General features: G+C 45.3%; 20 protein-coding genes and 3 tRNA genes. 8 read left to right on the top strand and 15 right to left on the bottom strand.

All coding sequences use genetic code 11. From position 1 onward, the window contains the following. Positions 1 to 4: 4 nt before the first annotated feature. Together fabF and AC6H3C_RS06285 are read right to left on the bottom strand one after the other, a co-directional pair. Positions 5 to 1,246: a beta-ketoacyl-ACP synthase II gene (fabF, locus tag AC6H3C_RS06290; RefSeq protein WP_497519834.1), complete on the bottom strand. Its 1,242-nt coding sequence runs from the start codon at positions 1,244 to 1,246 to the stop codon at positions 5 to 7. 13 nt (positions 1,247 to 1,259) lie between these two features. Continuing rightward, complete coding sequence (locus AC6H3C_RS06285) at positions 1,260 to 1,499, bottom strand: acyl carrier protein (protein WP_423128993.1); 240 nt, start codon at positions 1,497 to 1,499, stop codon at positions 1,260 to 1,262. 188 nt (positions 1,500 to 1,687) lie between these two features. Between AC6H3C_RS06285 and purN the strand changes: the two genes are divergently transcribed. Then, positions 1,688 to 2,272, top strand: a complete 585-nt coding sequence (purN, locus tag AC6H3C_RS06280; protein WP_497519833.1) for a phosphoribosylglycinamide formyltransferase — start codon at positions 1,688 to 1,690, stop codon at positions 2,270 to 2,272. A 32-nt stretch (positions 2,273 to 2,304) separates the two neighbouring features. Here the strand turns inward: purN and AC6H3C_RS06275 are convergent, their stop codons facing one another. Next, positions 2,305 to 3,555, bottom strand: coding sequence for a peptidoglycan DD-metalloendopeptidase family protein (locus tag AC6H3C_RS06275; protein WP_497519832.1), 1,251 nt, complete (start codon positions 3,553 to 3,555; stop codon positions 2,305 to 2,307). Between the two features lies 1 nt (position 3,556). Beyond that, a complete protein-coding gene (locus AC6H3C_RS06270; protein ID WP_497519831.1) occupies positions 3,557 to 4,426 on the bottom strand; it encodes a YitT family protein in 870 nt (289 codons plus the stop codon). Between the two features lie 337 nt (positions 4,427 to 4,763). Here AC6H3C_RS06270 and AC6H3C_RS06265 point away from each other — a divergent pair, with 337 nt between their 5' ends. Then, on the top strand, positions 4,764 to 5,873 hold the full coding sequence (locus AC6H3C_RS06265; protein ID WP_497519830.1) for a DNA alkylation repair protein: 1,110 nt from the start codon (positions 4,764 to 4,766) through the stop codon (positions 5,871 to 5,873). A 107-nt stretch (positions 5,874 to 5,980) separates the two neighbouring features. Here the strand turns inward: AC6H3C_RS06265 and leuS are convergent, their stop codons facing one another. Together leuS and AC6H3C_RS06255 are read right to left on the bottom strand one after the other, a co-directional pair. Then, a complete protein-coding gene (gene leuS / locus AC6H3C_RS06260) occupies positions 5,981 to 8,635 on the bottom strand; it encodes a leucine--tRNA ligase (RefSeq protein WP_497519829.1) in 2,655 nt (884 codons plus the stop codon). A gap of 170 nt (positions 8,636 to 8,805) precedes the next feature. Then, entirely contained in the window at positions 8,806 to 9,897 is a 1,092-nt protein-coding gene (locus tag AC6H3C_RS06255; protein WP_497519828.1) for a PSP1 domain-containing protein, read from the bottom strand. A gap of 252 nt (positions 9,898 to 10,149) precedes the next feature. On the opposite strand from AC6H3C_RS06255, the gene AC6H3C_RS06250 reads away from it, so the two are divergent. The 5 genes from AC6H3C_RS06250 (at position 10,150) to AC6H3C_RS06230 (ending at position 14,467) form a co-directional block, all read left to right on the top strand. After that, on the top strand, positions 10,150 to 11,355 hold the full coding sequence (locus AC6H3C_RS06250; RefSeq protein WP_497519826.1) for a lipoprotein N-acyltransferase Lnb domain-containing protein: 1,206 nt from the start codon (positions 10,150 to 10,152) through the stop codon (positions 11,353 to 11,355). 139 nt (positions 11,356 to 11,494) lie between these two features. Beyond that, the gene (gene mutS / locus AC6H3C_RS06245; protein ID WP_497519825.1) at positions 11,495 to 14,077 is read left to right on the top strand and encodes a DNA mismatch repair protein MutS; all 2,583 of its coding nucleotides are present in this window, start codon (positions 11,495 to 11,497) and stop codon (positions 14,075 to 14,077) included. A 129-nt stretch (positions 14,078 to 14,206) separates the two neighbouring features. Beyond that, positions 14,207 to 14,282: transfer RNA gene (locus AC6H3C_RS06240), tRNA-Gly, on the top strand. A gap of 10 nt (positions 14,283 to 14,292) precedes the next feature. Further along, positions 14,293 to 14,378: transfer RNA gene (locus AC6H3C_RS06235), tRNA-Leu, on the top strand. A gap of 16 nt (positions 14,379 to 14,394) precedes the next feature. Next, positions 14,395 to 14,467, top strand: a tRNA-Gly gene (locus AC6H3C_RS06230). A gap of 60 nt (positions 14,468 to 14,527) precedes the next feature. On the opposite strand, the gene AC6H3C_RS06225 is transcribed toward AC6H3C_RS06230, so the two are convergent. The 9 genes from AC6H3C_RS06225 to AC6H3C_RS06185 form a co-directional block, all read right to left on the bottom strand. After that, positions 14,528 to 14,878: a hypothetical protein gene (locus AC6H3C_RS06225; RefSeq protein ID WP_497519824.1), complete on the bottom strand. Its 351-nt coding sequence runs from the start codon at positions 14,876 to 14,878 to the stop codon at positions 14,528 to 14,530. Further along, a complete protein-coding gene (locus AC6H3C_RS06220) occupies positions 14,879 to 15,433 on the bottom strand; it encodes a hypothetical protein (RefSeq protein WP_497519823.1) in 555 nt (184 codons plus the stop codon). 261 nt (positions 15,434 to 15,694) lie between these two features. Next, complete coding sequence (locus tag AC6H3C_RS06215; protein ID WP_497519822.1) at positions 15,695 to 16,000, bottom strand: type II toxin-antitoxin system RelE/ParE family toxin; 306 nt, start codon at positions 15,998 to 16,000, stop codon at positions 15,695 to 15,697. Then, positions 15,984 to 16,217, bottom strand: a complete 234-nt coding sequence (locus tag AC6H3C_RS06210; protein ID WP_497519821.1) for a hypothetical protein — start codon at positions 16,215 to 16,217, stop codon at positions 15,984 to 15,986. The genes AC6H3C_RS06215 and AC6H3C_RS06210 overlap by 17 nt, the downstream gene beginning before the upstream one ends. A gap of 303 nt (positions 16,218 to 16,520) precedes the next feature. Then, entirely contained in the window at positions 16,521 to 16,985 is a 465-nt protein-coding gene (locus tag AC6H3C_RS06205) for a cupin domain-containing protein (RefSeq protein ID WP_497519820.1), read from the bottom strand. A gap of 1,414 nt (positions 16,986 to 18,399) precedes the next feature. Then, a complete protein-coding gene (locus AC6H3C_RS06200) occupies positions 18,400 to 18,852 on the bottom strand; it encodes a cold-shock protein (protein ID WP_497519819.1) in 453 nt (150 codons plus the stop codon). A gap of 371 nt (positions 18,853 to 19,223) precedes the next feature. Then, the gene (locus AC6H3C_RS06195) at positions 19,224 to 20,435 is read right to left on the bottom strand and encodes a sodium ion-translocating decarboxylase subunit beta (protein ID WP_497519818.1); all 1,212 of its coding nucleotides are present in this window, start codon (positions 20,433 to 20,435) and stop codon (positions 19,224 to 19,226) included. A gap of 15 nt (positions 20,436 to 20,450) precedes the next feature. Next, positions 20,451 to 22,358, bottom strand: coding sequence for a biotin/lipoyl-containing protein (locus AC6H3C_RS06190; RefSeq protein WP_497519817.1), 1,908 nt, complete (start codon positions 22,356 to 22,358; stop codon positions 20,451 to 20,453). A gap of 52 nt (positions 22,359 to 22,410) precedes the next feature. Continuing rightward, entirely contained in the window at positions 22,411 to 22,671 is a 261-nt protein-coding gene (locus tag AC6H3C_RS06185; RefSeq protein WP_497519816.1) for an OadG family protein, read from the bottom strand. Between the two features lie 396 nt (positions 22,672 to 23,067). Here AC6H3C_RS06185 and AC6H3C_RS06180 point away from each other — a divergent pair, with 396 nt between their 5' ends. Then, the gene (locus AC6H3C_RS06180; protein ID WP_497519815.1) at positions 23,068 to 24,399 is read left to right on the top strand and encodes a Gfo/Idh/MocA family protein; all 1,332 of its coding nucleotides are present in this window, start codon (positions 23,068 to 23,070) and stop codon (positions 24,397 to 24,399) included. Positions 24,400 to 24,402: the final 3 nt, after the last annotated feature.

Raw genomic sequence — 24,402 nt, 5'->3', positions numbered from 1 at the left:
GATATTAATATTTCTTAAAAATTACCGTGGCATTGTGACCTCCAAACCCGAATGTGTTACTAAGCGCGTAAGTGATCTCGCGTTTTTTTGCAACATTGAAGGTAAAATCAAGATTCCCGTCGATCTCCGGATCATCCGTAAAATGGTTGATTGTTGGAGGGATAATCCCGTGTTGCAAAGCCATAACAGAGGCAATTCCTTCAACCGCACCGGCGGCGCCCAGCAAGTGGCCTGTCATCGACTTTGTGGAGCTAATGCTAAGTTTATACGCATGTTTGCCAAAGTTTTTTATAATTGCTTTTGGCTCAGCAATATCTCCCAGGGGAGTAGAGGTTCCATGAACATTGATGTAATCAATGTCTTCTGGTTTTATACCGGCATCTTCAATGGCCCATTTCATAACCAACGAAGCGCCAAGTCCTTCCGGATCCGGGGCAGTCATGTGGTAGGCGTCAGCAGACATTCCCCCACCAACAACTTCAGCATAGATTTTTGCACCACGGGCAACAGCATGTTCATACTCTTCAAAAATGAGAGCGCCTGAACCTTCACCCATAACGAAACCGTCGCGGTCTTTGTCAAAAGGACGGGAAGCTGTTGCCGGGTCATCATTCCGTGTTGAAAGTGCACGCATGGAATTGAAACCACACAAGCCGGCTTCATTGATTGCAGCCTCGGAACCTCCCGTGATAAACAGGTTGGCTTTCCCCATGCGAATGTAATTAAACGCTTCGATCATGGCGTGTGAAGCCGAGGCACAAGCAGATACCGTTGTGAAGTTCGGTCCCCGGAATCCAAAGCGGATGGAAACTAATCCACCGGCAATGTTGGCAATCATCTTGGGAATAAAGAAAGGGTTGAATTTGGGACGGGCCAAATCGTAGGCTTTCACTTCTTCATAAAAAGTCTGAAGACCTCCGATTCCGGCTCCCCAAATAACGCCGGCCCTGTCTTTGTCAATCGCTTCCAGGTCGAGACCTGAATCGTCGATGGCCTGCTGGGCAGCGGCAAATGCATACAAAGTATACGGATCGTGTTTCCGAACTTCTTTTTTCTCTACATACAATGCAGGATCAAAGTTTTTTACTTCACATGCAAATTGGGTTTTGTGGAGCTCAATGTTCATTTTGGTGATCCTTGCAGATCCGCTCACCCCGTTTTTTAGCCCTTCCCAATATTCCTCAATAGAATTACCAAGCGGGTTTACGGTTCCAAGTCCGGTAATAACTACCCGTTTTAATTCCATAAATTCTAATTTATTACTTTTTGATGTTTGCTTCGATGTGAGAGATCGCCTCACCTACAGTAGAAATTTTCTCAGCCTGATCGTCCGGAATAGCCAAATCAAATTCTTTTTCAAATTCCATGATCAACTCTACCGTGTCAAGTGAATCTGCGCCCAGGTCATTTGTAAAAGAAGCTTCATTGGTTACTTCGCTTTCGTCAACACCTAATTTGTCGACAATAATTGCCTTTACTTTTGATGCAATGTCAGACATAGTTCTAATTTTAAGTTAATATTCAATTTTATTTTTAAAAAATCCGGTGCAAAGTAATAAATTTACCCAAAATATATCAAAGAAATTTTGAAATAAATAGCTGTTTAGAGGATACAGGTTCTTTTAAAGCAAGCTATATTTGAACAAATTAGTCTAATATTCAATAAGCTGTAATTAACACATATTTTATGAAGAGGATCGCTATTTTTGCCTCAGGATCAGGCACTAACGCGCAGAATATTATCGAATATTTCCGTAACAGCCGGAATGTTATTGTTGATTCCCTGTGGTCTAATAATGAGCATGCTTATGCCCTGATTCGCGCTGAGCGATTAGGAATTGAAACGTTTACTTTTGGCAGAGACGAGCTCTACCGGAGCATTGAAGTACTGGAGGCCCTGAGTGAACGGAAAGTTGACATGATCGTTCTGGCCGGCTTCCTGTGGCTGGTACCTCACAACCTGACAGAGGAATTTATAGTTATTAATATACACCCGGCCTTGTTGCCTAAATACGGTGGGAAAGGCATGTACGGGAGTTATGTCCACGAGGCAGTCATTAGAAGTAAGGACAAAGAAAGCGGTATTACCATCCATTACGTGAATGAGCAATACGATGCCGGCGATATTATCTTCCAGTCCAAATGCGCCGTTGAGCCGGGCGACACGCCCGATACCCTGGCCGAAAAAGTGCATAAACTGGAGTATGAACATTACCCCCGCATCATTGAAGAACTTTTGTTAAAAGAAGAGATTGCTGATCTGGAATACTGATCGGCAGTCTTTCTGTAAATTATAAACAGAAGTTAGTCAGGATCGTTAAACCTGATTTTTTGAAGTTCCAGGCTCAGTGAATCTTTCAGAAGGGTGAATTCCGGCATCTGGTAGTCATGCACCGGTTCGACCGGAGGCGCTTCTACTTTGAGCGGGTTCATGGGAGAACCATTCCTGAAAACGCGAAAATCGAGGTGAGGACCCGAGGCCAGTCCGGTTTTTCCAACATAACCGATGACCTGTCCCTGCCGCACCCTGACGCCCTGGGCAATTCCGGCGGCATAATTGTTCAGGTGCATGTAGCAGGTGGTGTATACCGAATTGTGCTTGATGTACAGGTAATTTCCGCCCCCTCCTGCCTGGAACCCTTTGCGGGTCACCACGCCGTCGCCGATCGACTGGATCGGTGTTCCGGTCGGGGCGGCATAGTCAATTCCATGGTGTGCCCGGACAATTTTCAGGATGGGGTGCATCCGGCTATTCGAAAAATGGGAACTGATGCGGGAAAACTTCAGGGGAGCTTTCAGAAACGCTTTTTTCAGGCTTTTCCCTTCCTCATCGAAATAACTCAGGATGCTGTCCTGTTTGAACTGAAATGCAAAAAAATCTTTATTCATGTGGAGAAAATGACAGGCATAGATATTGGTAATACCTACGGAAACACTGTCAACAAAACACTCTTCGTAAATAACCCGGAACTGATCGCCACGCTGAATGCCAAAAAAGTCAATGGTCCAGGCATAGATTTCGGAGAGTTCGATGGCCAAAACCGGGTTGAGCTGATTGTCCTTCATCGTATTCCAAAGCGATGAACGGATGGCGCCCGAGGCCGTTCTGATCTCTTTCACAACGGGTTTTTCTCCCCGATAGATCTGTAAACTGTCTTTTAACTGGTAAACAACGTAATTGATCGGGTCAATTTCGTAAATAAAACAGACTGGTTGTTTCAGACTGTCGGGAGTATAAAAGAAATAGTAGGGATTGTCCTGTTTCATTTTCCGTACATCAAATACCGGTTTGGATGTACGCGCAATCTGATCAATCAGCTGGTAAGAGATCCCTTCTTTCACCAAAATATCGGAGAGGTTTTGATTTCGTTTAACGGTTGCCTGTTCAATAATAAACGAATCAACCGGAAATCCGAATTTCAGGACCGGTTCGGGAATACAAAGGGCTTCGGGTTCACTGTTCGGAGATTCCGGTTCTTTTAAAACAGAAAATACGAAACTAATAATAACGACACTGACAAGAATAAATACTCCTTCAACCCAAAACTTCTTCATGCTAAATTTTAATGTTTTCGAACCCTTTGCCGTACACGCCCATGACACTTCCCATGGAAATAAAGGCATCCGGGTCAATTTCTTTTAATTTTCTGAATATTAAACTCGACTCCCGTTTGCGGACGACAGTCATCACTATTTTAACCGGCTCGCGGGTGTACCATCCGGTACCATCCACGACTGTGGCCCCACGGCCGACATATTTATTAATGTAATCCGCAATTTCCTGATAATTCTTCGAAAATATAAAAATTTGCGCAGATGCGTTCGCTCCATTCAAAAAAGCATCGATTGTATACGAAACAACCCACATGGTTACATAGCCGTAAACCAGCTTGGCAGGCGACTGGAATACAAAATAGCTGGATGCAATAATAATCACATCGCAATACATGATAACCCGCCCCGGACTTACATTCCGGTACTTATTAACAATCATGGCAATGATATCGGTACCGCCGGTGCTGCCGCCCCGGGTAAACACAATGCCAATTCCGATCCCTCCCATCATGGCGCCGAGAACTGCCGAAAGAAAGGTGTCGTCGATGAGCGGCTCTTTGATCAAACCCGGAGTGACCCAGAAAAGCAAGGTGGCCACCAGCATACTCCAGATGGTTTTGATGCCAAAATTGGTGCCTAATACCTTTATGGCGATAATTACCAGGAACACATTGATGACAAAATAAGAAAGTGCCACCGGAATTTTACTGCTGTAAAAGATCACGGCCGACAAACCGCTAATCCCGCCTCCGGTAATTTCTGCCGGGATCAGGAAAATTGTCCACGACAGGACATAAAGTCCCATACCCACTGAAATAATAAAATAATCGGTAAAGGTTGTTTTTAGTTTTGCCTTGCGCTCTTCTGTCATCGCTTGCTTTTAAATGGGTTACTGTGTGTAATTTCAACGATCATATCCGGTAAAACGGCTGCAAAAGAATACCTTTTGAAGATAAGAAAATATGGGGAAAAGTCATCAGTTGCCGGATTAACAAAAATTTCAAATTCACCGGATAAAAACTGACTGAACCAAGCTGACATCGGACAGGAACGAACGAATTCTTTATTCTTCCTGATTTTGACTTCAAAATTGATTCATTTTGTTGAAAATAATTAGCGCTACTGACATACTATTGTCAATACCCCATCCTACTTTTACCGAAAAGGTGAAAACAGAAAATCGTGCCACAAACAAAGAATACCTTAAGATGAGTAAACGACTAAAAGACATCTATTCTCCTGAATTTTATGAAGGTTTTTCGCAAATACTCGGAGAGCTTGTTCCTGCTTATGACCATGAAAAGTTCAAGCAACTCATTTTTGATGAGAACTGGCCCGGCAAGGAACTCAAGCAACGAATGAGGCATACTTCACTCGTGCTCCGTCAATTTTTGCCGGAGGAATTTCAGCAAGCGGCAAAAACCATCGAAAATATAATCGAAAAACTCCGGCAACATCATGTCAGGGAACCCAACCTGGAATACATGTTTCTGGCCGACTACATTGAAGTATTTGGAATACCTGACTTTAAGAATTCAGTAAACCTGATTGAATTTGTGACCCCATTCGCAAGTTGCGAATATGCAGTAAGGCCATTTTTGATTAAGTATGGCGACAAAATGCTGCAACAAATGGATCAGTGGGCCGTCCACGAAAACCATCACGTAAGGCGCCTGGCCAGCGAAGGGACAAGGCCACGGTTACCCTGGGCAATCGCTTTACCCGAATTTAAAAAAAATCCGGGCCCCATACTGCCCCTGTTGGAGAAATTAAAAGACGACCCGTCGGACTACGTGCGACGAAGTGTCGCCAACAGCCTGAACGATATTTCAAAGGACAACCCGGATATCGCGATCGCGATTGCTCAAAAATGGAAAGGCGTCAGCAAAGAGACAGATGGCCTGATCAGGCATGGTTGCAGGACGCTTCTCAAACAAGGAAATCCTGAGATTTTGAGCTTTTACGGGCTAAATGATCATACGACGGTTGAATTATCAAACTTTAAAATTCAAACCCCCAGCGTGAAAATCGGCCATGATTTGCTTTTTTCGTTCACGTTGCACCATAAAGGTCGAAAAGACAAAACGATACGACTGGAGTATGCCATCTATTATCTTCTTCAAAACGGCAAACACTCGAGAAAAGTTTTCAAAATCAGTGAGCGTACTTATCAGGCCAACGAATCGGTAAATATGCAGCGGAAACAAAAATTTAAGATCATTACTACACGAAGATTCTATCCCGGTCTGCACATGGTTGCCTTGATAATCAACGGGCACGAACAGGATCGTTGTAAGTTTGAACTGCTGCGCGAATAACAACGCATGGTTGATCTATCTCAGAATCAGGCGTTCGTGCACCAATTTCAAAAAAAAGATCCGTCCCTGAAGAAAGGCCGGATCTTTTTTTGTTTTATCGCAGTTGACTACATCACCACGTTAATAATCTTTTTCGGAATAATGATGATCTTTTTCGGCGTTCCTCCAGCCAGCCATTTTCGGGCATGCTCATGGGCAAGTACCGCTTTTTCAATTTCCGGATGAGGCGCATCAACCGCCATATTCAGTTTAAAGCGTACTTTACCGTTGAACGACACCGGGTATTCAAACGAATCTTCCACCAGCAGGCTGTGGTCGGCAACAGGCCAGGGCTCGTAGTCCAGCGATTGGCTGTGCCCGTATAATTGCCACAGTTCCTCGGCCAGGTGAGGGGCATAGGGGGACAGGATTTTGGCAAAAATCTCGGCTGTTTGTTTTGTTACCCTCCCTTTTTTGATCGCCAGATTATTGAAAACCATCAGGGCCGAAATACCGGTATTAAACTTCAGGTTTTCGATATCGCTACCTACTTTAATGATCGTTTGCTGTAAAAGTTTCAATACATCTGCATCTTCTTCACCATCGCCGGTCACATTTTCCATGTTTCCAAAGAAACGGCAGGCGCGCCCTAGAAAACCAAATACCCCTTTCACCCCGTTTTCGGCCCAGGGTTTGGTATCATCCAGCGGGCCCATGAACATTTCGTACAGGCGAAGCGAGTCGGCTCCGTATTTTTCCACCACGTCATCGGGGTTAATCACGTTTTTCAACGATTTTGACATTTTTGCCACAATCTGACGCAATTCTTCACCGGTTTGCGAATGAAAATACTTACCGTCTTTTTCTTCCACCAGATCCGAAGTCACTTTGGCGCCGGTTTGTGTTTCGTAAGCAAATGCCAGGATCATTCCCTGATTAAACAGTTTTTTAAACGGTTCGTCGGTCGATACAATGCCCAGGTCGAATAATACTTTGTGCCAGAAGCGTGAATACAGCAAATGAAGTACGGCATGTTCAGCGCCTCCGATATACAGGTCGACAGGCATCCAGTAGTTTTCCAGTTTCGGATCGAAGATTTGCCCGTCGTTTTTCGGGTCGATGTAGCGCAGGTAATACCAGCACGAACCCGCCCACTGAGGCATGGTGTTGGTTTCGCGGCGGCCTTTGCGCCCGTTTTTATCGGTCACGGTCAGCCAGTCGCCTGCATTGGCCAGGGGAGATTCGCCGCCTTCACCCGGTTCAAACTTCTCCAGGTCGGGCAAGGTCACCGGCAATTCATCTTCAACCAATGATATTTCGCCGTCTTCCCAATGAATCACCGGGAAAGGTTCGCCCCAGTAACGCTGACGGCTAAACAGCCAGTCGCGCAGTTTAAAATTGGTGGTGGCTTTACCAATGCCTTTTTCTTCGAGCCAGTTGACGATTTTTGCAATGCCTTCTTTTTTATTCAGCCCGTTGATCTCTATCCCTGTTTTGTTGCTTGCCGAGTTAATATAGGCGCCATCTTCAGTCCAGCAGGCTTTGCCGGCCAGTACGTTTGCACGGGTTTCTTCATCTGCATCCGTCGGGTCGAGGATACAAACAACGGGAATATGGAACTTTTCGGCAAACTCGAAGTCGCGCGTGTCGTGTGCCGGAACCGCCATGATGGCGCCGGTGCCGTAGCCCATCAGTACATAATCGGCAACCCAGATCGGGATTTGTTCCCGGTTGACGGGGTTGATGGCATAGCGACCGGTAAATACGCCGGTTTTTTCTTTGTTCAGCTCAGTCCGGTCCAAATCCGATTTAAGCGAGGCGGCCTGGATATATTTTTTAACTTCGTCAGTCTGGTCCGAAGTCACAATTTCTTCCAGCATCGGATGTTCGGGAGAAACCACCATATAGGTTGCCCCAAATAAGGTATCGGGACGCGTGGTGTATACTCGTAATGTTTTTCCCAATCCGGCCAGTTCAAAATCCACTTCAGCGCCGGTTGACTTTCCGATCCAGTTCTTTTGCATGTCTTTTACGCCTTCCGGCCAATCCAGTTCATCGAGGCCTTCCAGCAAACGCTGTGCGTAATGCGGGATACGCAGCAACCATTGTTTCAGGTTTTTACGGGTGACCTGATGACCGCATTTTTCGTGCGAACCGTCTGTCAACACCTCTTCATTCGCGCAAACTGTTTTACAACTGGCGCACCACCAAACCTGAGCATTATCGTAATAGGCCAGCCGTTTTTTACCGATATATTCCTGTACAGCCGAATCACCTTTGGCCACGATGCCGGCAGGAACAGGCAGTTCGCCGATGGGTCGCCCTTTTCCTTGTTCATAATCAAACCAGGTATTATACAACTTGGTGAAGATCCATTGCGTCCATTTGAAATATTTCGGATCGGTGGTGTTGATTTCGCGATCCCAATCGTAGCTTAATCCCAGCGTTTTAATCTGACGGCGAAAGTTGTCACAGTTTTTCTGTGTGGTAATCGCCGGGTGTGTTCCGGTTTGAATGGCATACTGTTCGGCAGGCAAACCAAAGGCGTCCCAGCCCATCGGGTGAAGCACGTTAAAACCTTTCATCCGCTTGTAGCGGCTGATGATGTCGGTTGCCGTGTATCCCTCGGGGTGTCCCACGTGCAAACCCGCTCCCGAAGGATAGGGAAACATGTCGAGGATATAATATTTGGGTTTCGAAAAGTCGTTTTCGGTTCTGAAGGTGCTGTTTTCCTCCCAGTAAGCCTGCCATTTCGGCTCAATTTCCCGGAATTTGTATTCCATAATATCGATTGATTAAAAGCATTTTAAAACTGAGGCGCAAAGATAGGAAAATCCGGCCATAGTATACAGCAGTTTCTCGGATTAATGGCCCGCATGCGGCGCGTTTTTCATCCCGGTGAGCAAAAAATAAACCCCGGTCAAACTGGCCAGGGTGTTTATTCTTCGTGTAATTATCTTCGTACAGTACGTTTCAATTTCACTTTTCTTCGGCTTTTACTTTTCTTTTGCTCCTCCTTCGGTTCGATATTGGCTGAGCCGACGCTCATCTCATTTGGGGGGGCCGTTTCTTTTTCGACGTATTGCGACAGGGCAGGTTTTTGACCCCGTTTGTTGAGTTGGATAATCGCCTTAACATCTTTCAATTCGAGTACAAATGGTTTACCTCCATAAGAATTCTCCAGGGTGTACCAGATCTTTTTATTCAGAATTTCTGTTTTGAAATGTTTGGCTACACCTTTTTCTGTTTCAAGGCTCAGCAACTCGTACGGAAAATCTTCCTGTGCCTCCAGATAGGTATCCAGTTCGTACATCAGACAACATTTTAGTTTTCCGCACCTGCCGGCCATTTTCTCCGCATTGGGCGAAAGTCCCTGCTTCACGGCAGCATCGGAGGTTACGCTCGAGAAGTCGGTACGCCAGGTTGAACAACAAAGTTCGCGCCCGCATGAGCCGATGCCGCCAACACGCCCGGCTTCCTGGCGGGCGCCAATCTGCTTCATTTCAATTTTAACCTGAAACTCGCGGGCATAACGTTTTATCAGTTCGCGAAAATCAACCCGGTCATCAGCAATGTAATAGAAAATCGCCTTGGCATTATCACCGCGAAACTCCACGTCGCCAATTTTCATATTCAGCTTAAGTTCCGACGCAATTTGCCGCGAACGGACCATCACCGCGTACTCCCGTTTCTTTGCAGCTTCCCATTTGCTGATATCGGCATCGCTGGCCTTCCGGTAAATTTTGTGCCAACTGTAACGTTCCTGCTTCTTTATCTTTCGCTCAAACTGTTTTCGGGCCAAGGTCCCGGTAAGCGTTACATACCCGACATCGTGACCGGGCGAACAGGCCACAACAACCAGATCGCCAACCTTTAATGACAGGTGATCTTCGTTTCTGAAGAATTCTTTACGCGTACCTTTAAACCTGACCTCAACCATATTACTCAGGTGACTGGTATCGGGTAAATCGTTTAACCAGTCGTACGAGCTTAACATTTCAGGCCGGTCATGTTCTATATTGATTGTACATCCGTTGCATCCCATATTCTATATTTAGATCCATAAATTCAGACAAAAATATCTAAAATTACTTACATCTGCTAAGTTTATCCAGTCTAAATAAGAAAACCGGGCATCTTTCGTGATTTTCGGCACACTCTTCTTTGCCCTTGTCAATACGATATTCCGGGCGCCGTTTGCGTTTAATGACGCCCCTGCCGGATCTATTCGCGGAAAATTATCTGCAAAGTCATCGGTATGTGCCGGCTTTTTACTTTTTTTGAACAAAAAAAAGACATGAAACGAATTGTCTTCTTCATTATTGGCGTTTTTATCCTGTTCCCGACCACCAACGCGCATGCATTAAGCTTGAGCCGTGACGCCGAAATCAGTGTCATGACCTGCGGACCAAGCGAGCTGATCCACGCGGTTTACGGGCATACTGCCATCCGGGTGAATGATCCGCGGCAACAATTGGATGTGATCTTTAATTACGGGGTTTTCAGTTTCAGCGCCCCCAATTTTGTTTATCGGTTTGCAAAAGGCCAAACAGATTACATGCTCGCAATCGAGTATTATCATGATTTTTACGAAGGGTATAAACGACGGGGACGCAGTATCGAAGAACAAACCTTAAACCTGACCGAAACAGAGAAGCAACAGCTTTTCGATTTTTTAATAGATAATGCCAGACCCGAAAACCGGGAATACCGCTATAATTTTTTCTTCGATAATTGTGCCTCACGCGTTCGCGATGTCATCGAAAATCAGGTTGAAGGCGAGGTCATTTTCCCTGAAAAAACCGGTATGAACAAGACCTTCAGAGAACACGTAAGCGCTTACCAGCGCGTGTTACCCTGGACCAACTTTGGCATCCAACTGGTTCTGGGCAGCCCTGCCGACCATGTCGCGACCGCTTACCAGGAGATGTTCTTACCTGATTTTTTATTAAAACATTTTGCTGAAGCCCAAATTAAAACAGACGCAGGAAGCCGGCCCCTGGTAAAAGAGAAAAAACTGATTTACGATGCCGGCAAACAGGTTGATCCCGGAATAAAGGCGTATACTCCGCTGATTATTTTGCTCGCCTTGTTACTCCTTGTGGTTTTTGTCAGTTACCGGCAATATAAAACAGAGAAATCGCACTACCTGATTGACTATTTCCTTCTGCTGTTAACCGGATTGATTGGCGTTGGCTTACTTTGGTTCGTTTTTTATTCCGAACATCCGGCCATGCATCCCAATTTTAACTTATTATGGGCCGTCCCGCTGAACCTGGTTTTTCTGTTTTTGTGGATGGTCAAAAAATGGCGATGCTGGCTTAACTGGTACTGGGTGGCTTTGTCTGTTTGGCTGACGTTGTTTCTGCTCTTCAGTTTTATCGTCCCGCAGGCATTCCATGCCGGGTTCTACCTCCTGACGCTCGCAACGCTTTGCCGCGCATTACTGCATGGTTTCCGGTTTCTGTCAGCCCGGAAGCAAACCTTGCGAAAAGAAGTATAACAACTTGTTGAAAAGTTTCACCGAACAAAACCGGATAGCTTTTTTTTCTTGTTGACGCATCCTGTATATTTGTTGATCAATCAAATTAAAACCCGGAAACGATTTGTCACAATCAAAAAAATACGTGGAAACCCCTTTGATGAAGCAATATTTTGCCATCAAAGACAAACATCCCGACGCGGTACTTTTATTCCGTGTCGGCGATTTTTACGAAACTTTCGGGGAAGACGCCATTAAGGCTGCCGAAATATTAGGCATTACCCTCACCCGACGGGCCAACGGCGCCGCGAGCTTTGTCGAACTGGCCGGCTTCCCGTATCACGCGCTCGACACTTACCTGCCCAAGTTAGTCAGGGCAGGCCAGCGGGTAGCCATTTGCGAGCAGTTGGAAGACCCGAAAATGACAAAAAAGATTGTCAAGCGCGGAATTACGGAACTGGTCACCCCGGGTTTGTCCATCAGCGATCATATCCTTGAACACCGCGAAAATAATTTCCTGGCCTCGGTTCATTTTGACAAAAAAATGGGAGGGGTCGCTTTTCTGGATATCTCGACCGGCGAATTTCTGACCGCAGAAGGCAGCTTCGAGTACATCGATAAACTGCTGAACTCGTTTAAACCAAAAGAAGTTCTTTTTCAAAAGGGAAAGGGAAACGACTTTGTGGCCCTCTTTGGCGGCAAATTTTATACCTACACGATGGACGACTGGGTGTATAACGAAGATGCTGCAGTTGACCGCCTGCTGCGTCACTTCCAAACCAAATCGCTGAAAGGCTACGGAGTACACGAGTTAAACTACGGGGTGATTGCCGCCGGAGCCGTGTTGCATTACCTCGATTTGACCCAGCACCACCAGGTACAGCATATTACCGCCCTGTCGCGTATCGAGGAAGATAAATATGTGTGGCTCGACCGGTTTACCATCCGTAACCTGGAGCTTTTCGGAGCAATAAATGAAGGGGCCAAAACACTGGTGCAGGTACTGGATAAAACCATCTCGCCGATGGGTTCGCGTTTATTGAAACGGTGGATCGCCCTTCCCCTGAAAGAAATTGCAGCCATCAACGACCGCCTGTCGGTGGTCGAATACTTCGTGTTGCACCCGGATGAGAAAGAACTGTTGGAAGATCACATCCGCCAGATTGGCGACCTGGAACGAATCATTTCCAAAGTGGCCGTGGGGAGGGTTAGCCCGAGAGATGTGGTTCAGTTGAAAAATGCCCTGACAGCCATCGGACCAATCAAAACCTATGCCGCCGCAACAAAGCACGAGGTGTTGAACCGTTTTTCCGAACAATTAAACCCGTGTACTTCCATCAGAGACCGGATTGAGCGGGAGATTACCAATGACCCTCCTGTTTTGCTGAACCGCGGCGGAGTAATTAAACCCGGAATCTCCGATGAGCTGGACGATCTGCGCAGAATTGCCTACTCGGGCAAAGATTACCTGGCCCAAATGCAGGAACGCGAATCGGAACGTACCGGCATTCCCTCCCTGAAGATTTCTTTCAATAATGTATTCGGCTATTACATTGAGGTGCGGAATACGCACAAAGAGAAGGTACCGACAGACTGGATCAGAAAACAAACCCTGGTGAATGCCGAACGCTACATCACGGAAGAACTAAAAGAATACGAAAACAAAATACTGGGAGCCGAAGAAAAAATCCTTTCGCTGGAAGCCCGGATCTTCAACGACCTGGTCATCGCGCTTTCGGAGTATATCCAGGCCGTGCAGTTAAATGCAATGGTGATCGCCAAACTGGACTGTTTGCTGTCGTTTGCCAGCTCGTCCATGAAAAACAATTACATCCGCCCTGTGATCACCGATTCAAAAAATATCGATATCCGCGAAGGACGGCACCCGGTGATTGAGCAACAACTGCCTGTCGGCGAAAGTTACATCACCAACGACCTGTTTCTGGATCAGGAAGAACAGCAGGTGATCATCATTACCGGTCCGAACATGGCAGGTAAATCAGCGCTTTTGCGGCAAACAGCCCTGATTGTGCTGATGGCCCAAATCGGGTCGTTTGTACCGGCAGCTTCGGCCGAAATCGGTTATGTCGATAAGATCTTTACCCGTGTCGGGGCATCGGATAATATTTCCCTGGGGGAATCAACCTTTATGGTCGAGATGAACGAGGCCGCCAGTATCCTGAACAACCTGTCGGACCGAAGCCTCATCCTGCTCGACGAACTTGGGCGCGGAACATCAACCTACGACGGGATTTCGATTGCCTGGTCGATTGTTGAATATATTCACGAACACGCGCATGCCCGGGCAAAAACCCTGTTTGCCACACATTACCACGAACTGAACGAGATGGAAAAGTCGTTCGGACGGGTGAAAAACTACAATGTCAGTGTGAAAGATGTCGGTAATAAAGTGATCTTCCTGCGGAAACTGGTCAGAGGAGGAAGCAATCACAGCTTTGGGATCCATGTGGCCCGGATGGCCGGCATGCCGCCTTCGGTGGTGAAACGGGCCGACGAAATACTCGTGCAACTCGAAGGAGACAACCGCAGGGACTCGCTGACCAAACCACTGGATGGTATGGCCGAAAAACGGGAAGGGTTTCAACTGAGCTTTTTCCAGATGGACGATCCGGTGTTAAAGTCGATTCGGGATGAAATCCGGAACATGGATATTAATCAACTGACCCCGATTGAGGCCTTAAACAAATTGAATGAAATTAAGAAATTGATTGGTTTAAAATGAAATCCATTTCAGGTCCCGGATTTCCTCTGATTTTTTAGAATTTATTTTTGGAGAAAGAAAAATTAGCAATATATTTGCAACGCTGTTTTCGGAACGGAATGCAGTAAGTTCAACCGAATAGAAAAAGATGCGAGAGTAGCTCAGTTGGTAGAGCACGACCTTGCCAAGGTCGGGGTCGCGGGTTCGAGTCCCGTTTCTCGCTCCAAAAAGAGGATGCCCGGGTGGTGGAATGGTAGACACGTTGGACTTAAAATCCAATGACCAATCAACGGTCGTGCGGGTTCAAGTCCCGCCCCGGGTACTTATTATTTGATTACGCGAGAGTAGCTCAGTTGGTAGAGCACGACCTTGCCAAGGTCGGGGTCGCGGGTTCGAGTCCCGTTTCTCGCTCAACAAAACCGTTTCAGACTAAAAATTGAAACGGTTTTTTCTTTTTGTTGCGGATGCGCCTTATTCGTTCGGGTTTTTTACTTTCGTATCGTCAGTCAAAACAATCAACAAATCGTCGTCTTCGTCGAGTAAAAATTCTTCCTCTGTTTCAAGATAAATTGATTTATTATTTGCCGTCATCTTAAACGAAATCTTATGACTGGCCGGCAACTTCTCCCGCTCTTTCTCAATAGTCAGTTTCTCGGAGGATTCTCCGGGCAACAGTTCGGTCGCAATGTAAATGTTTCCCCATTTTACATCGACAATTTTTACTTGTGTAATATTATTTTTTACCTGGATATCTCCCGGTTCATAACACGATTGCATCATGACGATCGCACAGGCAATCATGAATAATCTCAATGTTTTCATCTAATTAATTTTGATTTCAATTTCTCCGACAAATGCACTTCTCGAATCCTGTTCGACCTTAAAAGCGGTGTACTCAAGAGGAAAATACTTTTTCGTGGTCTGATCGCTGAACGTAAGCCGGAACGATTCAATTAAACAAGCATACTCTCCCGGTTTAAGCTCGTAAGCTGCATTTAAATATCGGGCAAATTCTCCGGCTGTATTGTACGCAGGTTGTTCGATATCCTGATTGGCAATGACCAGATAATTTATCTTATTCCTGCTTTGGTATTTATTGCCAACTAAAAATTTGTCCACTTTTGACGTATCAAGAGCCTGCGAGTTAATTTTTGCCCAGTAATAATTGTTAATGAAGATATTTACGGAATCAATTGATTTGACAACCAGATAGGTACTATCGGTCGATCTGAGGTTAATCAGGATCAGTAATTCTTCAAAGGGAACAGCGCCGTCATCCGAAACGACATTCCGGTCTGCACTGCTTATGAATGAATTATCCTCGCCGCAATTCACCAGAAGCAGTCCTACAAGTAAAAAGTAAATTAGTTTTTTCATATTAGTTGAATGCTGGTTTTTTCTTTTTAATTTTCACGACAGCCTGATTCTCTTATTCTGATTCAGAACCGCCGGTTTAAACCTGAAAACACTACTGGCGCCTTAAAGAACGGTAGGCCGCTTTCTGCCTGCTTTATTTCCAAAAATCAATAAAAAACCGTCGATAAGTGCATCGCCCCGAGCCTGGCGGGTGTCGTTCAACACCGACTCATCGCCGGGGTTTGCAGACCGCTCAGAGACCTGTTTAGTGTGTGTTGTACTTTATTTATTTTTTAATTTATTGGGATTTTGCCTATTGTCAAACAGTGTAATTATATGAACCTCAAACCTTACAATCCGATAATAAATCGTCGTTTGCCTAGACAACACAGACTTTCTTATTCCTTTTGATTTTTCACTTTCTGAGAACAACAACGGGTTATCCTGAATGAGTTTTAGCTGTCGATCAAGTAATTGAACAAATTTCTTAATTTCTATTTGTGTCCACCGAATATCCAGATAATCAATTATATCTTTTAAATTCGTCAGTGCTTCACTTGACCAAATAAGCTTATAGATATTTTTCATAGATTTTACGGGCGGTTTCGTGGGAATGTACCCTGCCTTCTTCAAAATCCTTTAATCCCCTATTGATAGATTCCAGTTCTTCTTTTTTTAATGTCTCCCACCAATCCGCAGATTTTGAATAATCCTCCCTTATTCCTTTCAGTCTTTTAATCACTGAAGCATCATTTAATTTCGAAATCCACTCAATTAAATTTAGTTTTTCAGTTTGAATATTCATCTCTAGTCGTTTTATACAAAAATAAACATTACCTGGCATTAAATCTAATCGATCATTTTAATTTTGCGCTGTTCTCCTGTTTACCACACAACGTCTCTGCATATTCTATATCCAATTTATTTTTTTATTCTCCCTTAAAAACACCAATTTACCGTCCCAAGTCTTCAAATCACTTCTTCCCCACCATCCCCCAACCATTACTCTACCTTATTTTTTCCATACCCCCCGCGGGTGTAGTCCAACACCGACTCATCGCCGGGGCTTGCAGACCGCTCAGAGTCCTGTTTATTAGGGGGCTGGTGTTTATTTTTCTATTTTCCATTTTGGAATAACAGAAATTCTTTTTCCATCATCCGTTGTATATTCTTCTAATGAGTTTTCTTTTGCCTGTATACAAATGTACACCATGTTTTCTGCTGATGTGTTGCATAAACTTCTCACACCTTCAGGTGCAACTCTTATTACACTGCCTTCTTGTATCGGAAAACAATCATCGTCTACTTGATAATAACCTGAGCCCTTGAGTATAATATATGTTTCCTCGTCTTTGTAATGCCTATGGAAATACCCCAATTCTGATTTTGGCGGTATTGTAGTAAATGATATTTCCGTTCCCGTTGATTTGGTTGGCTCTTTTAAAAACACCTTCCCTTTAATCTCTGTTCTTGATTTGGGATGAATAAGTGAATATTTTTCTATATCTTCTAATCTACCTACATTTACCGCAGTATAATTCTTGTTTTCTGAAATCATTTCTACTTTTTTCATTTTCTTGTAATTTTTTAATTGGGCAATTTAAAACATATTTCTTTCTATTCTACTCATACTTACGTCTAAAAGAATTTTTCTTTAATCAGTTTTATATCTGCTTTAAAGTGCTTTTATAGATCCAAATCGGGATGTATGGTACAACCTGGCCGGAATTTTCCTGTTTTGCCCTTCCAGATTACAAAACTTGACGTAATAAATTTTACTACCCGCTAATTTGGAATCAATTTAAAAAACAAGCAGTTAACGAACGGCGTCCTTAATTGGGTGCGGCGGTTTCCGAACCGCCGCTTAGTGAATCCGGGAAGAAAACGAACTAACCAGTGAGGGGACCTTTCAAAATATCCTGACAATACGATTGTATTTCCCGCAAAACACAAATGCATTTCCCGCATAATACAAATGGGTTTCCCGCATAATTGGATCTGACGCCACGTTCCCTCTGCCGGGGCCACAGATGCTGAAACAAGTTCAGCAAAACAGCGCTTCTTTGATCATTGATCCTCTACTCGTATCAGAAAACCACCTGTCTAAAAAAACCACACGTGGTTTTGAGTAAAACCTAGCGTGGTTTTCGGCAACGTCACGCCCGGTAAGTAAACTCCTTTGTTTACGGGATATTCAAACCCCGTTCGCCTTGTCTTTTTTTTCGTTACTACAACATCATAAATCCCGTCCGGAAGGACACAGGCAGCAACGCTTTCTTAATAATGGCTGTCCCCCGGGGCGGCATATGGCAACAGATGCTGAAACAAGTTCAGCATGACGGCGTTTCTTTTTGTTGATGACCTGTCGTCCCGCCCCGGCCTACGGGGATTTTGAACCCGGAAAACAAGGGAAAGGAATCGGGGCAGGGACTGGTAAGCGGCCCTGTCTGAGGAGGAACGACGAGTTGGAGCCGTGTGGCATTTATAAACCGTCGATTTCAGTCAAAATCACCGTCAGCCTTGACTTTTTTTGTTTACTTTTTTGTATTAAGACAAAAAAGTAAATCCTGTCCGGAAGGATATAAGCAGCAAGACTTTCTTTGAGTGGTTAAATGAAGCGCGACACCGCAGCTACCCATAATTTGAGCGTAGCGGTAACGAGGAGTTTTTTGAAGTTCTCTTGTCATAACAACGAAGCCCGCGCCACTGAAATCGTCATTCATTACGAAGCCTTCAGATGGTATTGCGAGCCATTCAGATGATAATGCGATTGAGCAGGAGTGTTAACCCGTCGGAGAACAGGACGTGCATAGCCTTTGTGTTTACGGACCGGACGAACGGATCTCTGCCCGGGAGGCTGGATTTGATCCTTGCCAAACATCAAAAAAACCATCCGATACCTCTATGTGCCACGGATGGCATGCCCGGTTCCGAAAAAGGATAAAACCGATACCCGGCCTTACCCCCTCCTGAAACTTAGGATGCTTTTATTTAAACTGTTTTACTTTAACCGCGACATAACCCTTGGGGCCTTTCTCAATCTCAAAAAGAACGGCATTTCCCTCTTTAATCGGTTCTTCCAGGTTATTGGCATGAACAAACAAACTTTCTTTGGTTTCGTTATCGCGGATAAAACCGAAACCTTTACTCTCGTTGTAAAAGCTAACTGTTCCCTTGTGTACCGGATCTGCCTTGAGGTTTGGATCATCTTTGGGGATGCTGATCCGAATATCTTCCGGGTTAATCTCTGTCTTCTTCGAAGGATCGGGAGGAGTCGATGTAATCATGCCGTTTTCATCCACATAGGCAATCATTCCATCCAGGTTGTTCGATTTCTCGTTGTCTTTACGAGCTAATCTCTTTTGTTCTTTCTCTTTTCTCTTTTTCTCTTTCTTGTTGCGAATTTCTTTTTTTTGAAATGTTTCTTGTGATCTACCCATATTTAAAATTTATAGTTTACCGGGGTTTCAAACATGACAGATAATCGATATCTGAAGGAGCGACGGTTGACAGTCGTATTGAACCTGAAGACTGATCAATGTAATTGCGAAAACCCGAATTGTAATTCGTTTATGTGGATTTAAAAAGAGAGCGATATCAAACTAATAATAACAGGGGAGGATTAGTAAATAATAAAAGCGCCAATTTTCAAATCTGAAACCGATACAAATATACATTTTTTTTTCGTAACTACTCCCTTAAGCCAGAAATACTGGCATACAGCGACTTGCAATCTATCCCAATTCTCCTGAAAAGCAAAAGAGGCCGCCTTTTTTAAAGACAGCCTCTTTGGTATCGTTCAAATACAGGTTTATCTCAGGAAGGAGATCAACACGCCGGCAGCAACTGCCGATCCGATAACTCCCGAAATGTTGCTGGCCATGCAATACTGCAACACGTGATTCTTTGAATCGTATTTTATGGCAATTTCGTTAGCCACACGCGATGCCATCGGCACCGCGCTTAATCCGGTTGCTCCGATCAGCGGGTTAATTTTCTTTTTCGCGAAGAGGTTGTGCACTTTTACCGCGCCAATACCTCCCGCAATCGAGATTGCAAAAGCAATGAACCCGCCAACAATAATCATGATCGTTTTCACATCCAGAAATACTTCAGCGGTCATGGTGGCGCCTACGGCCAGTCCCAGGAAGATCGTCGCCGTGTTCATAATCGAACCGGTGGCGGCATCCGACAAACGGGCAACGGTTACCCCCACCTCTTTAATCAGGTTCCCGAACAGCAACATCCCCAAAAGCGGCACCGACGAAGGAACAAAGATGGAAATAACGATTCCCAGCACGATCGGAAAAGCAATTTTCACCGCTCTCATGTTTTTAATCGTAAGTTTGGGAGGATATAATTTATCCATTTCCTTCATATTGATACACAATTCCTTTTTGGAGCAGGTCAGCCGGGTCACAAGCGGCACAATCACCGGAACCAGGGCCATGTACGAATAAGCGGCGATGGCGATCGGTCCAAGTAAGTGAGGCGCCAGAATGATGGTGGTATAGATGGCCGTCGGGCCATCGGCGCCACCGATAATACCCAGCGAAGCGGCTTCCTTCGGTGTAAACCCGATTAAAATAGCCGAGATTAACACCGCGAAAATGCCTATTTGGGCGGCCGCGCCAAAAAACGCCAGCCGCAGGTTGCGCAACATCGGGCCAAAATCGGTTAACGCCCCTACCCCCATAAAAATGATCGGAGGCAGAAAACCGGTTTTGATCAGCGAATAGTAGATGAAGTTCATAATGCCGTGATCGTGAGCAATCTCGAAGAGATTCTTGAAATGATGCTCATCAATCTGGATCAGATCGGCAGAAACAACACCCATTCCGCCTCCGGGCAAGTTAGCCAGGACTAAACCAAAAGCAATTGGCACCAGCAAAAGCGGTTCGTACTTCTTTTGGATTCCCAAATACAGCAGTAACGCTCCAATTGCCAGCATCAGTAAGGTTCCCGGTCCATCAATAATCGCCTGGATGGCGGTCATTTTATATAAGGTTTCAATAATCGACATACATTCGTTTTTTGATTATTGAACCCGGATCAGGACATCGTCTTCTTCTACTTCGGTACCATTTGCAAAGGCAATGTCAACCACTTTCCCCGAGAGATCAGATTTGATGGCGTTAAAGGTCTTCATGGCTTCAACATAGCCAATCAGTTCTCCTTCTTTAATGATATCGCCTACTTTCAGAGCAGTCTCCGAACTTTCTTTGGTCAGGTAGAATTTGCCTTCGAGCGGGGCCAGAATTTCTTTTACCGCCCCGTTGTTTGACAGGACCGGCGCCTCCGCAGTCGCAACCGCTTGTGCAGGAGCAACAGTTCCGGTAACTCCGGCCTCACCATAGGAAACCGAAACCTTAAACCGTTCGCCATCCACGTCGATAAACATGGTTGAAGGGGCAAAATTTCCGGCAGGGGCAGCCTGAACCGCTTCAACAGCCTTTTTAGTCCCTTCGAGCAAACCGCCACCCTCTTCGCGGCGTTTGGCCAAATCTTCTTCAAACGCTTTCTTTGCCTCGCCCGATCTATACAAACGATATTGTTGCGGGTGCATGGCCAGCTCGAACAGTTCTTCATCATCCGGTCCGAAATCCCAACCGTTGTCTGTCATCTCCTTACGGAAGGTATCCAGCGCATCGGGATATAAAGTTTGCGGATTGGCTGTAAATTCTTCTTTACCCAGTTCCTTCGCCATGGCCTTCAGCTCGGGAGCCAGTTCCCCGGGTAATCTACCGCCCTTGCCCATCAGCATGTCCCAAATGTTATCGGCAATCATGCTCCAGCGTTCTTTGCCCTTTTCAATCTGCATAACATTCATCAGGGCCAGGTTTTTCACATACTGGCTGTATGGCGTAACCAGGGGTGGATAGCCCACCATGGGCCAGATGTATTCCACTTCGTTGAACAACTTCACCAATAAATCGTCTTGCGACAGGGTTGGCTGGTTGTTTTTTACTTTCCACTTGTTCAAACTATCCAGGTTGCTTTCCAAGTCAGCCATCAGCGAACCCATCATCCCGCCGGGAAGACCGGGGCCAATCAACAACGAATTCATATAGCGGTTCTTCGGATCGATGTAATATCCGAGGAAATCGTCGATAAAACTTTGCGTCAGGCTGCGTACTTTCATGTAAGCGTCCATGTTAATTTCAGGCACGTCAAAACCGGCATCTTTCAACATCGTTTGAACGGCCAGCATATCGATGTGTCCGGTACCCCACGAAAGCGGTTCCATAGCCACGTCGACATACTCAACGCCGGCGCGGCACACCTCAAGGATAGATGCCATAGCAAAACCGGGGCCCGAGTGCGAGTGATACTGCAATGGAATTTCAGGATGAAGTTTCTTGATACCTTCAACAATCTTTCCCAACCAGGCCGGACGTCCGATACCTGCCATATCTTTCAGGCAGATTTCGTCGGCGCCGCCTTTAATCAGGGTATCGGCCAACTGCACATACGATTCGACCGTATGCACCTTCGAATAGGTCAGACTCAAAGCAGCCTGGGCAATCATCCCGGCTTCTTTCGCGTACCTGATCGAATCAAGAATGTTTCTCGGATCGTTCAACCCGCAAAACGGGCGGGTGATATCGGTTCCCTGTGCCTTTTTTACTTTGTACATCAACCTGCGCACATCGGCCGGCACCGGGTTCATCCGCAAGCCATTCAGCGAACGGTCGAGCATGTGTGTCTGAATTCCGGCATCGTTAAAAGGTTTCGTCCACTTACGAACGGCATTATTCGGGTTCTCTCCGAAAAGCAAATTAATTTGTTCAAAACCGCCACCATTGGTTTCAACGCGAGCAAAACATCCCATGTCAATGATGTGCGGGGCAACTTTTACTAATTGGTCAACGCGGGGCAAATACTTTCCTGAAGATTGCCACATATCACGATAAACCAATGAAAATTTGATCTTTCTCTTTTCCATAAGGCTATCTAAAAGTTTATGATTTTTTATTTTATTGGGGGCAGTTGTATGATCAGCTTTTTTCGATGTTGGTCACGCGGCCTTTTCCTTCGGTCACAATTTTTACGGCCGACACAATGGCTGCTACTTTCCGGGGATTCAATCCCGATGTTTTATCGGTAACTTGCCGTACTTTTTGTGAAATTTCTTCCGGCAGATATTTATTGACAAATCGGATAATCAGGTTGCCGATCATCACAACCAGGGAAAGAATTATAAAGACCGTTATCATTCCTACTCCCATCATCTCGAGTGCTATACCTATATCGCTCATCGTGGTTAGTTATATTTTGTTATTTAAAACCTTTTCCCATTTTAAAGAAAGGCTCCAAGATAATCAAATAATGGGGTATTGCAGAGGTTAAACAGGGCAAAAAAACGAATTATCAGGAAAAATTAACATTTCAAGTTACATTTCGATACTTATCGATATGTTTTACTTTCATTTTTTAACAAATATGTTCTACAAACTAATTAAACATTCTTCTTTCCGGCATTTTTTTATTAATTGAGCACTCCATATCCGGCCTTACCGGTCCTGTTTTCAATAAAAGAAACAATTTTATGCTGAAAAAAAAACGAATAAGCGGTACAAAATACAGTTAATCCTTATTTTTACATGAGAATTTGGATTCACACATAACTTACCATCATTAATAAATCAACCAGAATGAAAAAACAAACAAATCAGGGTTTATCAAGAAGACAATTTTTGAATACAACTGCTATTGGTCTCGCCGGACTGACCTTTCTCCCGGGACTGAGTTCCTGTAAACAGACATCCGCAACGGAACCTATCCGTTTAGGCTTTATCGGGATGGGACGTCAGGCCATGTTCCTGCTGAACGGATTCATTCAGATTCCCGGAGTCAGAGTCATTGCCGGATGCGATGTATACGGCCGGAAACGTCAGCGTTTTGAAAATCGTGTCAACGAATTTTATCAGAAAAACGATGTTCAGGTAGAGGTCACCACATACGAAGATTACACCGAATTACTCGCCCGCGAAGACATCGACGCGGTTGTGATCGCCGTGCCGGATCATACGCATGCCATGATTGCCATCGCGGCCTGCAAAGCAGGCAAAGACGTTTACCTCGAAAAACCGATGACCTTTACTATTTATGAAGGACAACAACTTAAAAAAGTAGTTCGCGAAACCAACCGGATTTTGGGAATCGGCAGTCAGCAACGTTCCGATCCAAACTTCCGCCACGCGGTTGAAATGGTTCAATCGGGCCGGTTAGGCGCCATTGAAAAAGTTTATGCTTATGTCGGCGCTCCTCCCATTCCCTATAATTTGCCCGAAGAAGAAATTCCTGGCGACCTGAACTGGGATAAGTGGTTAGGCCCGTTGCCCGAAACCATTCACTTCAACAACGAACTAAACCCGCCAATCTCGCTCGATCCGGTTGAACACGAAACCATGTGGGGAGCCTGGCGCTGGTACAAAGAAATGGGCGGCGGCTTTACCACCGACTGGGGCGCTCACATGTTCGACATTGCCCAATGGGGATTAGGCATGGATGGCAACGGCCCGGTTGAAATATCTCCGCTGGGTGAAAATTCAGAATACATCGAGTACAAGTATGCCAACGGCGTCATCCTGACTTCCGAACCATTCAACGAATCGATGACAAAAGGCGTAAAATTCGTCGGCGATAAAGGATGGATCGAAGTTTCGCGCGGACACTACGTCGCTTCAGACGATTCCCTGATACCTCCGGCAACAGAGGAAGGCGACAGCAATGTTCCGTATGAAACAAAAATCCCGCATCAGGTGAACTTTATTGAATCCGTCCGTAACCGGGTTGACCCTGTTGTTCCGGTCGAAATCGGCCACAGTTCCTGCACCGTTTGTACACTTGGCAATATTGCCGTTGACCTGGGCCGTACCATCAAATGGGACCCGGCAACCGAAACATTTGTCGACGATGAAGACGGAGCTGCTTCAGCCCAACTTCACTACCAATACCGTTCGGGCTGGGCGCTTGAATCGTAAAAA

It is taken from the genome of Gaoshiqia sp. US2, assembly GCF_059705485.1.
The sequence above is the reverse complement of the archived record's forward strand: the minus strand, read 5'-3'. Positions and strand labels throughout refer to the sequence as shown.